Annotated in this window: 10 protein-coding genes; 4 read left to right on the top strand and 6 right to left on the bottom strand. The window is 62.6% G+C overall.

What is annotated here, in order from left to right:
• From modD to ABSG20_RS19880, 3 genes are all read left to right on the top strand, one after another.
• The coding region (gene modD / locus ABSG20_RS19870) for a ModD protein (RefSeq protein ID WP_423866218.1) at positions 1–672 on the top strand (672 nt) is incomplete at its 5' end.
• Positions 673–973: 301 nt separating this feature from the next.
• Complete coding sequence (locus ABSG20_RS19875; RefSeq protein ID WP_423866219.1) at positions 974–2,683, top strand: pyrroloquinoline quinone-dependent dehydrogenase; 1,710 nt, start codon at positions 974–976, stop codon at positions 2,681–2,683.
• Between the two features lie 83 nt (positions 2,684–2,766).
• Positions 2,767–3,354 (top strand): c-type cytochrome, encoded by a 588-nt coding sequence (locus tag ABSG20_RS19880; RefSeq protein WP_423866220.1) that lies wholly within the window; start codon positions 2,767–2,769, stop codon positions 3,352–3,354.
• Here the strand turns inward: ABSG20_RS19880 and ABSG20_RS19885 are convergent.
• The gene (locus ABSG20_RS19885; RefSeq protein ID WP_423866221.1) at positions 3,351–4,271 is read right to left on the bottom strand and encodes an ankyrin repeat domain-containing protein; all 921 of its coding nucleotides are present in this window, start codon (positions 4,269–4,271) and stop codon (positions 3,351–3,353) included. The genes ABSG20_RS19880 and ABSG20_RS19885 overlap by 4 nt on opposite strands.
• Before the next feature lie 165 nt (positions 4,272–4,436).
• On the bottom strand, positions 4,437–5,951 hold the full coding sequence (locus ABSG20_RS19890; RefSeq protein ID WP_423866222.1) for a glycosyl hydrolase family 79 N-terminal domain-containing protein: 1,515 nt from the start codon (positions 5,949–5,951) through the stop codon (positions 4,437–4,439).
• A 78-nt stretch (positions 5,952–6,029) separates the two neighbouring features.
• Between ABSG20_RS19890 and ABSG20_RS19895 the strand changes: the two genes are divergently transcribed.
• Positions 6,030–6,875 carry a hypothetical protein gene (locus ABSG20_RS19895; RefSeq protein WP_423866223.1) on the top strand — a complete coding sequence of 282 codons (846 nt, stop codon included), beginning with the start codon at positions 6,030–6,032 and terminating at the stop codon, positions 6,873–6,875.
• Positions 6,876–6,892: 17 nt separating this feature from the next.
• On the opposite strand, the gene ABSG20_RS19900 is transcribed toward ABSG20_RS19895, so the two are convergent.
• From ABSG20_RS19900 to ABSG20_RS19915, 4 genes are all read right to left on the bottom strand, one after another.
• Positions 6,893–7,450 carry a PQQ-dependent catabolism-associated CXXCW motif protein gene (locus ABSG20_RS19900; protein ID WP_423866224.1) on the bottom strand — a complete coding sequence of 186 codons (558 nt, stop codon included), beginning with the start codon at positions 7,448–7,450 and terminating at the stop codon, positions 6,893–6,895.
• Positions 7,447–8,283, bottom strand: coding sequence for a substrate-binding domain-containing protein (locus ABSG20_RS19905; protein ID WP_423866227.1), 837 nt, complete (start codon positions 8,281–8,283; stop codon positions 7,447–7,449). The genes ABSG20_RS19900 and ABSG20_RS19905 overlap by 4 nt, the downstream gene beginning before the upstream one ends.
• A gap of 86 nt (positions 8,284–8,369) precedes the next feature.
• Complete coding sequence (locus ABSG20_RS19910; protein ID WP_423866225.1) at positions 8,370–8,906, bottom strand: c-type cytochrome, methanol metabolism-related; 537 nt, start codon at positions 8,904–8,906, stop codon at positions 8,370–8,372.
• An 85-nt stretch (positions 8,907–8,991) separates the two neighbouring features.
• Positions 8,992–10,578, bottom strand: a 1,587-nt coding sequence (locus ABSG20_RS19915) for a PQQ-dependent dehydrogenase, methanol/ethanol family (protein ID WP_423866226.1), incomplete at its 5' end; no start/stop codon positions are given.

Consider the following 10,578-nt stretch of genomic DNA (forward strand, 5'->3'; position numbering starts at 1 on the left):
TGCAGAGTAGACCTGCTGGCGCGGTCAGGCACAGTCCTTGATCCGGGTTCGCCAATCCTGATTGCACACGGTCCGGCCTCCGCGCTGCTGCGCGGCTGGAAGGTGGCGCAGACCTTGATTGAAATCTGGTCCGGTGTTGCAACCGATGCCCGCGCAATCGTCGATGCGGCCACCGCGGTCGCGCCCCATATTGCGATCGCCTGCACCCGCAAGAATGTTCCCGGCACCAAGCGCTTTGCCGTCGCCGCGGTGAAAGCGGGCGGCGCCGTGATGCACCGCCTCGGCCTGTCGGAGACGGTGCTGGTTTTTCCGGAGCACCGCGTCTTTTTCGCCGAGCAATCGCTTGCCGGATCGGTCGAGCGGCTGCGCCGGGCCGCGCCGGAGAAGCGGCTGGTGATCGAAGTGACGACGCTGGAGGCGGCGGTCGAAGCGGCCGCGGCCGGTTTCGACGTGATCCAGGCGGAGAAATTCGGGCCGGCCGAAATCGGCGCGCTGGTGGCGCGAATGGCGTCCATGGGAGCTTTGCGATCGCGCCCCTTGGTAGCGGCCGCCGGCGGCATCAACGCCGGAAACGCCGCGGCCTATGCGCGCGCAGGCGCTGATGTCGTCGTGACTTCCGCACCCTATCTGGCGCGACCGCGCGACGTTCAGGTGCGGATCGGCCCGTCATGAGGGGCAAACATAGTGGCAGGAACGGTCTTTCGCAGTCATGTCTTTCCCGATCGCCTGGAAAGCCCCGCCCTTCCGGACGGTTAGAGTATTATAATACCTTAGTGTTAATCGTCCGTCATCAACAGAAGCAAAAAGTAGTGGCAGGAACGGTCTTTCGGAGTCACGCCTTTCCCAATCGCTTGGAGCGCCATGCACTTCTCCGCGTTTATCCTTGTCAAATCAGCCCAAGCAGGTCAAGTTTGAAGCGCACCGGCGCAGAAAATGCCGGTTAAGGCCAACAATAATAATTAGGGCGGGAAACATGAACAGATTTGCTATCGGATGCGCCGCATTGTTCGGCGTGTCCGGCTTGCTTGCGGGACCTGGAATCGCGCAGGAAGTCAAACAGGACAAGAAGTCGGCCTCGGGCGCCGCGATGGTGGCTCCGGTGACGCAGCAAGAGCTCAACGCGGCGGACAAGAGCTCCACCAATTTTCTTTTGACCAACGGCAATTATGCCCAGACGCGCTTTCATCCCGCCAAACAGATCGGGCGCGACAACGTCAAGAACCTGCATGTCGCCTGGATTTTCCAGACCGACGTCAAGGAATCGCTGGAAACCTCGCCCATCGTCGTCGACGGCGTGATGTATGTGACGACGTCGTTCAGCCATGTCTATGCGCTCGATGCGAAAACCGGCGCGCAGCTCTGGCACTATAATCACAAGATGGGACCGGTGACGACGTTCTGCTGCGGTCCCAACAACCGCGGCGTCCAGGTTCTCGGCGACCTCGTCTATCTGGCCACGCTCGACGCCAAGCTGGTCGCGCTGAATGCAAAAACCGGCGAGGTTGTCTGGACCAGCGACGTTGCCGATCCGGAGCTCGGCTACAGCGAGACGATGGCGCCGACCGTCGTCAAGGACAAGGTGCTGATCGGTACCAATGGCGGCGAATACGGCATCCGCGGTTTTGTGAAGGCCTACGATGCCAAGACCGGCAAGCTGGTGTGGACGTTCAATACTATTCCGGAGAGTTCGGTCGGTGTCTGGGCGACGAAAGACGCCACCGGCCGTGACATGCACCGCGACATCCAGGCCGAAAAGGACCAACTCGCCAAGTCAGGCGACCCCTACCAGAAGCTCGGTGGCGGCGTCTGGCAAAATCCCGCCATCGACCTCGCCACCAACCGGATTTATTTCGTGGTCGGCAATCCCTCGCCCGATCTCGATGGCGCGATCCGGCCCGGCGACAATCTCTATACCGACTCGCTGGTCTCCCTTGATCTCGATACGGGCAAATATGTCTGCCACTTCCAGTACATTGCCCATGACGTCTGGGACCTCGATGCCGTCAGTCCGGCGGTGCTGGTGGACGTGAAGGGCAAGGATGGCAAGACCATCCCCGGCGTGATCCATGCCGGCAAGACCGGTCACATCTATGTTCACGACCGCAAGGATTGCAGCCTGATCAGATTCTCGGAGGCCATGGTGCCGCAGGAGAATATGTGGGTTCTTCCCACCAAGGACGGCGCCCGCATGCTTCCGGGGGCCAATGGCGGTGTCGAATGGTCGCCGATCGCCACCGACCCGTCACAGGGCCTGGCCTATGCCATCAACCTGCATCAGCCCATGAACTACTTTGTCGAGAACTCGCCATACCCGAATGGCAAGTTGTGGCTGGGCGGCGCCTTCAAGACGATCCCGAGCGAGGCGCAGGCCGGCAATATTACCGCGGTCGACTACAACACCGGCAAGATCAAATGGCAGGTCAAGACCCCGGAGCCGATGATCGGCGGCATTCTCGCCACTGCGGGCGGTCTTGTTTTCACGGGTGAAGGTAACGGCAAGTTCGCCGCTTACAACTCCTCGACCGGCAAGGAATTGTGGAGCTTCCACGCCGGTGCGGGCGTCAATGCGCCACCCTCGAGCTACATGGTGGGCGGCAAGCAGTATATCGTGGTCGGTGCGGGCGGTAACACCCAGGTCGATTTCCACCGCGGTAACAACATTATCGCTTTCAGGCTGGATTGAACGCGCGGACGAACGATCGCTTCTGAAGCGGGGCCGGTCACGGCCCCGCTTCTTCTATGAGGGCTTCCATCGGAATGAGATTGATGCGCGGCGGGTTTTGCGGGTTCGTTGTTGACGCGGTTACGCTCGGAGCATTTTTGGCGATCGGCCACTCGCCGGCAAATGCCCAAAGCATTGCGGAAAAGACCGAGGTCTGCGCTGGCTGCCACGGTCAGGACGGCAAGCCGATCGACAAGACGATTCCGACACTCTGGGGCCAGCAGCTTGGCTACATCTACATCGAGCTGCGCGATTTCAAGCGCGGCGACCGCACAAGCGAGATCATGCAGCCGATCGCGATGGCGCTGGAAAAGCAGGACATGCTGGATATCGCGGCGTACTTTTCGCAGAAGCCCTGGCCTGATCTGGGCCAGCCGCGTGCATCGAAGGAGGTTTCGGATCGGGCCCTCGGCGCCAACCGCTCGGTGGGCTGCACCGGCTGCCATCTCGATCATTTTCAGGGCGACGGCACGGTGCCCCGATTGGCGGGCATGAGCAGGGAGTATCTGACAAAAACCATCGCCGACTTCCGCACCCGTACCCGCGGCAACAATCCCGGAATGTCCGACCTGATGCTGGCCACCTCGCCTGACGATCTCGCCGCGCTGGCGGAGTACCTGGCGGGACTCTAAGGTGGCGTCAGGCGCGCACGAAGCGAAGATAAAACCGTGAGATCGGCGGCGCGTTTTCCGGCCTTGTCCTTGAGAGACGAATCAGCCCCTCGCGCCAGCAATAAACCGGCAATATCCGCACGGCCGCCCTCGGCCGCAATCATCAGAGCGGTGCGGCCGCGGTCATCGCGATCATCGACACGCGCGCCCGCCTCGAGCAGATAGGTAACAACCTTGATCGCCTCCGCCTCCGGGACCTTTTCGTCCGGGCCTGACGCCCACATCAGCACCGTGAGATCATTGGCGTAGCGGGCGTCGATATCGATATTTCGCGCCAGGAGCCGCTTCACAATGTCGAGCCTTCCGCCGGCCGCCGCATAGACGATCGGCGGCTTTCCGGTTTCGTCGGGCGCGCGCTCGTCGGCCCCGGCAGCAAGCAACGCCTCGACGATGGCATCATTGCCGGCATAGGCGGCGGCGGCGACCGGAGAGATTCCACTACGCCCCGTTAGCTTGACGTCAGCGCCGCGTTCGATCAGCCGTTGCGCGATCGAGATGTGGCTGCCTTCGGCTGCAAAATACAGCGCGGTGGCGCCGGCCAGATCGCGCGCATCGATCGGAGCGCCGCGCGCCAGCAGCAGGTCCACCATCTGCAGATGGCCTGATCTGGCGGCGTGACCGAGCGGCCGGGCGCCAAGCCGGTCACGGGCGTCGACCGACGCGCCCTGGTCGAGCAGCCTGGTCGCCAGATCGACGCAATTGCCATCGACAGCCGAAAATAGCGTCAGCGACACCTCCAGCGCCGTGATCTGTCGCCCGGCCATTTCAAACCGGCGAGACAGCCCCTGGCATCGCTCGGAGTCCGCAGCGCCAGCCGCCGAAACGGTGCAGAGTGCGGCGGACACGATCGAGCCTAGAAACACAGCATGGCGGTGCAAAGCGTTCTCTCCCCGGCACATAACTTGTTGCCGCCTGGCGGCAGGATTGTTTTGAGGTATCAGGCTGGCATGGCGGCAAGCCCCTGCCAAGAAGGGGAGGGGCTTCAGACGGAAAAATCGATCCGGCGCGCCAACCCGCGAGGTCCGTCCGACGTCAAGCGCCCGTCATCGGCAGGCGTCGTTCGCAGCCTCGGGAACGGCCAGAAAGGTAATCGTGGCCTGCTCGAATGTCAGGGTATTTGGGCTCGTCGGCGCGCCTTCGATCGGCGGCAGTTCATCCCCGGCACCCAGCGCCAGCGCGCTTCCATTCAGCATGACATGCTCATCGAGCAAGTCCACGGCATCCAGGGTGTAGCGCAATGACGCCGCCGGAAGCATCAGCACGTGCGGCGCCTGGCGGTCGGTGTTGATCACCAGCAGTGCGACGCCGCCCGGCGTGCCTCTCAGGCAATGGGCGTAGACGTGAAGGCCGGATTGCAGGGGCACGCCGGCCTCGAGCACCGTGGTTCCCATCAGTTGCCGCCAGAGCAGCGCGCCCCAATAATTCGGTCGGGGTTGCAGCGTGCTCTCGTCAAGCAGGCCGTAGTCGCTCGCCGCCAGCGTATTGTGCATGACGACCTGAACGCCAGCCTTCGCCATTCGCCCAAGCTGATCGAGATAGCGGAACGTATCAAGGAAGCTTGCCGCCCATGAGTCTCCGCCACATGCCGCTTGCGCGGTTTCCGTCAGCCAAATCGGCTTGCCGGGCTCGAAGCGGTCGCGGAGCGTTTTGTAAAAATCCGCTGACCGATCCGTCCGTGAAAGCCATTCTTCGGATAGGGCCGCCTCCGGTCTGCCGCTGCCCCCGCATCGCTTCGACACCGCGCCGTAGTGGTGATACGAAACCACATCCAGTCCGGGCGTGGAGGCGGCCAGCAGGTCTGCCGCGGCCGTTGCTGAACTGGCTGTTCCGGGACCGGCGATCAACAGGTCGGGAGCAGCCCGCTTCACAAACGCAGAAAATATCCGGAAGTCCCTTCCGTACTTCGCCGCGTCATAATCTTCCGGCGCGCCGCCTATCTCGGCCAGATCCGGTTCGTTCATGAATTCAGCGGCGACGATACGGCCTCCGATCGCGCCGGTGTAATCGAGCAGGCGACGCGCCTGGTTCGTAGTCCAGTGACCGGCGGCATCGCGACTGCCCGCGCTGATGGCGAACGATGTCACGATCTCTGCATCCACCGCGTGGGAGAAATTGATCACGCCCCGCCATTGCGGGCGGGTCAATAGGCTGTTGAAGCCAGCCGGCGCCCCCGCTGGCGCATCGTCCGCATCCGCAAAGTAAGTGCTGTTCGCCCAGGTGCCGCTGACCCGGAGAAAGGCGGGCGCCAGCGCGGACGCGAGCTTGCGCAGCCGGGCATTGCCCAGATCGATCGGTGGCCGGTACTGAAATAAGTTGGCATCCTCCCTTCCCGGCGACGGGCCCCGCCAGGATTGCGGCGGGGGCGCAGGCGAGGGTTCCGGCCTGGATCGATAAGGCTTCCAAAACCATCCGCCGGTTACTTCGACCATCTCGATGTTGTAGGACTGGAAGCGCTGGTCGACCGTGCCGATGCGGGGCAGGCTTGACGGTGTGACGGCCGGCGCGCCGGCGAGGGCGCCTGAACAGATCGCTGCGGCCAGCCATGTGGATGCCAGCAAGCCGCAGAGCCTCGCGCTGCCATGATTGCACACGCGCAATCTCTCCTGTCATTGGCTCGGATTGGATGTCAGGATGACATGACCGCGATCCCGGTCAATGTCCTCGGGCCGGCTCGCGCTGGGTCTTCCTTCATCGAAGCCGAGCAGGTTGCCGCATTGGCCGAATTTGATTTGCCTTGGGCATGCCGAACGCCTTTATATCTAGATATGCGACGTTCGACGCGGTGGCTGGCCGCGAAACAAGAAGGCGGTTGTAGCCTGACGACAGGGAGGCGCGGCGTGTCGCGTTCGGCAAGCTATTTTTGTTGCTGGGTTGCAATGGCCATGTTCGCGTGCCTGACGCGGCCGGCCGTTGCGCTGGACCCGCGTTATCCGGACTGGCCCTGCCAGCAATTGAAGGTGCCGGGGATCTCGATCGCAAGTGTCTGGAGCGGCCCGTCGATCGATACCATCGACAACACCAAACCCGCCGATCCCAGGGAAGCCGACCTGGTCTTGCGGCTGGTCGCCCGCCGCACCCCCATGGAGGACGCGCGCAAGCTGATAGACGACTACGTCACCGGCACGGCCGAGGAAAAACAGCAAAAGGCCAAGACGCTGTTCGCCGCGCTGTATTCGACGCTCAACGCGCAGCGCGACCAGGTCATGAGCGGCATCGAACGCTTTTCACGCAAGCAGAAATCCATGGCCGAGGAAATCCGCGCGAATGCGCAAAAGATGCGGGAGCTTCAGGACCAACCAAACGCCGATCCGGCGCAGAACGATGCACTCGCCAATCAGCTTTCCTGGCAGACGCGCATCTTCGAGGACCGGCGGAAAACGACGGCCTACATGTGCGACGTGCCGGTCCTGATCGAGAAGCGGTTGTTTGATCTGGCCAGCGCGATCCAGAACGCTCTGAACGCCGATACGCCGGCCAAGTGAAGATTTTCAAACGTCCGCTATTCGCCGGGGCGCGGTTTGGGCGCGGCATCCGCTAGCGGAAGGCCGGCGGCGCCCCAGCCGTCAGTTCCATCCGGATACCAGGCGACGTCGGAATAGCCCAGCGAGAGCGCGCGCTTCGCCGCGTTCCACGACATCCAGCAATTCGCCAGACAATAGAACACCAGCATTCTGGCGCGGTCGCCATCGGTCGCCTGTTCCAGACCCCTCACGAAATAGTCGGCCATGCGGGGCGCCAGTTCGCCGTAGCCGGTGTCGGGCAGCCAGATACTGCCTGGGATATCGGCGCGCGGCTTGTCGCGCCAAAGGGTTCCCGCCGGCAGGTCCCGCGGCCGTGGCGGCCTCGGCAGCACATCGACAAAGGCAGCCGAATGGCTGCGCCAGATCGTTGCCGCTTCGTCAGTTCCGATCACCTTGGCGCCACGCAGCGTCGCGGGCACAGGCGCGCGATAATCTTCGAGCCGATAGGTGTCGGGCTCGGATACCTCGGCGGCGGCCGCAGCGGTTGCGGTTGCCACCATCACCCAAAACGCCAGCCGCAGGGCGGTCTCGATCATGGCCGCTTGGATAGATCGTCTTTGGTGATGGGAAGATTGGCCTCGTCCAGGATGGGTATGTTGTAGCTGATCAGCAATTGGTTGATCTCCGCCTGGTTCTCCATGATCAGCTTGTTGAGGGTGCGCTTCCACTCCTGGTCCGCCGGCCGTACCGCCATGCCGATGCGAAAGGTCATTGGCGGCCCCGCCGTTTCCTTGGTCAAGGGAACGACGACCAGGGGCGGGTCGGTCTGCCTGGCATAATAGCCGGCCATCGGACCCCACAATATGCCGCAATCGATCTCGCCTTTGGCGAGATCGTCCATCATGGCCTGCGCCGAGGAATCAGCGCGGGTGTCGACGAAAAGCGGGTAGGACTTGGCGTGGGCCAGAAGACCGTTGATCGCCATGTTGGTGCTTGGCGGAGTCCTCGCGACGACGCCAATCCGCTTGTCCCTGAGCCTCGGATCTTCGATCGCGGACACATCCTCAAGGCCGCTTCCGCGCTTGACGACCAGCGCATAGGTGGTCCGGTAATAGGGAATCGTGGCCTGCGCTTGATCGTCGCCTTGCGGAAATCCCATGATGGTATCGCATCGGTAGGAACCCAGCGTCATGCGGACGAAGCCGGTGGCCTGAGGGAAGTAGGTGTAGCTGAGTTTTTTGCCGAGCTTAGTGGCAAACAACTCGGCGAGCTTGTTCTCGAATCCCTCGCCCTTGTCGTTGGAGAACGGCAGATTGCGTGGATCGCCGCAAGCGCGAAAGACCTCGGGATCGACGAGTTCAAGCGCGCCGGGGTCGCTGGCCTGGGCCCTGGCCTCGATGGAGCCCAGGGCCACCAGGCCGCACGCCATCACCGCAGCGAAGGTCGGCGGCAGGATCGCTGTCCACCGCCAGATCCGAGGTGTCGGCATCGGGTGCTTCCTGGCATGCGATCTGGTCATTTGATCCCCGTGCAACTGGATTCGGCGTCCTTGGCCGCTTGCGACTTGTCTTCGTGACTGGGTGGACGACCGCCCGGAATGGCGCCGTTGGCGCGGGCGCGCAGATACACGTAGATGTCGTCGAGATAGCACATCACGTTAACGTTCGACGCAAACGACGGCATCACCTTGTCGTTGGCGGCATCGACGTTCTTGCGACCGTTGGTGACGATGTTGGTGAAGTCCGCATAGCTCAGCGTCTTCAACGATTCGGCCAGCGCCGGCGCATAGCTTGATCCCTCGCCATTGGGACCATGACACACATGGCAGTCCGAATGGTAGCGACGAAAGCCGGAGAAAGTATACCAGTCGACAGTTCCGTCCGGGCTGACTTTGTAAGTCGGGTTGCCGTCCTTGTCGGCATATTTGCCGTTGTCGGACGACGCGACCGCCGGATCGGCGGGGCCGTCGGCGTTTGCGGCGCCGCCTGCAAAGATGCCCGCCCAAACCACGAGCGCGAATTTCCAATGATTGATACTCACCGCCGTCCTCATGCGCTTTGAAGTGAAGGGAATAAAAATCGGCGCGCAGCAGGAATGCCGCGCGCCGATGTAAGGTCATCTCACCGTAGCGTCGCGCCTATTCGCTCGGCAGAGCAAATACCGTCAACGTGCCGCCGAGCGAGGTGTAGGACGCCAGTCCCGCATAGCCGCCGACCGCACCGAGGCCCGCGGTATCGACGGTCTTGTCTTTGGGCGGCAACTTGCCCTGGTCGACGGCGCCATGCCAGGCGGCGGCGTTTTCAGGCTGCAGCAGACCGGCTGCCAGACCGATGCCGGCCCAGCCGCCGACGCCCGAAAGCACGGCAACGTACTGCTTGCCACCGTGTTCGTAGGTCATGACGTTGCCGATGATGCCGGACGGGGTCTTGAACTTGTAGAGTTCTTTCCCGGTCTTGGCATCGACCGCCTTCAGATAGCCTTCGAGCGTGCCGTAGAACACGACGTTGCCGGCCGTTGCCAATGCCCCGCCCCAGGCCGAGAACTGCTCCTTGTCGGACCAGACGATCTTGCCGGTCTTGCCGTCCCAGGCAATGAAATTGCCCATGTTGGTATCGCCCTTGGGCGGATACATCGCCACGGCGGCACCGACATAGGCCTGACCCGCGGTATAGGAGACCTTGTAGGGCTCGTAGTCCATGCAGACATGGTTGGTCGGAACATAGAACAACTGCGTCTCCGGGCTGTAGGCCGCGGGCTGTTCGTCCTTGGTGCCGAGCGCCGCCGGGCAGATGCCCTTCGAGTTGGTGTCTTCGCCGCCATGCTGGGTCGAATAGGCGTCGACCACCAGGGGACGACCATAGGTCTTGGACGACTTGTCCATGTCGACCTTGGTGGCCCAGTTCACCACCGGATCATACTTCTCCGCGACCAGCAGCTCGCCATCGGTTCGATCAAGCGTGTAGCCGAAGCCGTTGCGGTCGAAGTGGGTCAAAAGCTTCCGCGCCTTGCCGCCGACCGTCTGATCGGTGAGGATCATTTCATTGACGCCGTCGAAGTCCCATTCGTCGTGCGGGGTCATCTGGTAGATCCATTTGACTTTGCCGGTATCGAGGTCGCGCGCCCATATCGACATCGACCACCTGTTGTCACCGGGGCGTTGCACCGGATTCCAGGTCGAGGGATTGCCCGAGCCGTAATAGACGAGGTTCAGCTCGGGATCGTAGGAGTACCATCCCCACGTCGCGCCGCCGCCGATCTTCCACTGGTCGCCCTGCCAGGTCGAGGTCGATGAATCCGGCCCGACCGGCTTGCCGAGCGCCGTGGTCTTGACCGGATCGATCAGGGTGTCGGCGTCCGGACCTTCCGAATAGCCGCGCCAGGCCAATTTTCCGTCCTTGATGTTGTAGGCCGAGACCCAGCCGCGCACGCCAAATTCGCCGCCGGAAATGCCGACAAGGACCTTGTCCTTGAATACGAAGGGCGCGTCGGTGCCGGATTGACCCTTGCCGGCCTCGCCGTCCATCACCGACCAGACCTTGGCGCCGGTCTTGGCGTCGAGCGCCACCAGGGTGGTGTCGGCCTGATGCAGGAAGATCTTGCCGTCGGCGTAGGCGACGCCGCGATTGACCGTGTCGCAGCACATGATCGGGATCACGTTGGGATCCTGCCGGGGCTCGTATTTCCAGAGGATCTTGCCTTCATTATTGAGGTCAAGCGCATAGAC

It is taken from the genome of Bradyrhizobium sp. (assembly GCF_049512235.1).
Taxonomy (GTDB): Bacteria; Pseudomonadota; Alphaproteobacteria; order Rhizobiales; family Xanthobacteraceae; genus Bradyrhizobium.

Bases quoted from the DNA above. Each gene is read 5' to 3' on its own strand.
- ABSG20_RS19875 (WP_423866219.1), top strand. From the start codon at position 974: ATGAACAGATTTGCTATCGGATGCGCCGCATTGTTCGGCGTGTCCGGC.
- ABSG20_RS19880 (WP_423866220.1), top strand. From the start codon at position 2,767: ATGCGCGGCGGGTTTTGCGGGTTCGTTGTTGACGCGGTTACGCTCGGA.
- ABSG20_RS19895 (WP_423866223.1), top strand. From the start codon at position 6,030: ATGACCGCGATCCCGGTCAATGTCCTCGGGCCGGCTCGCGCTGGGTCT.
- ABSG20_RS19900 (WP_423866224.1), bottom strand. From the start codon at position 7,450: ATGATCGAGACCGCCCTGCGGCTGGCGTTTTGGGTGATGGTGGCAACC.
- ABSG20_RS19905 (WP_423866227.1), bottom strand. From the start codon at position 8,283: ATGGCGTGCGGCCTGGTGGCCCTGGGCTCCATCGAGGCCAGGGCCCAG.
- ABSG20_RS19910 (WP_423866225.1), bottom strand. From the start codon at position 8,906: ATGAGGACGGCGGTGAGTATCAATCATTGGAAATTCGCGCTCGTGGTT.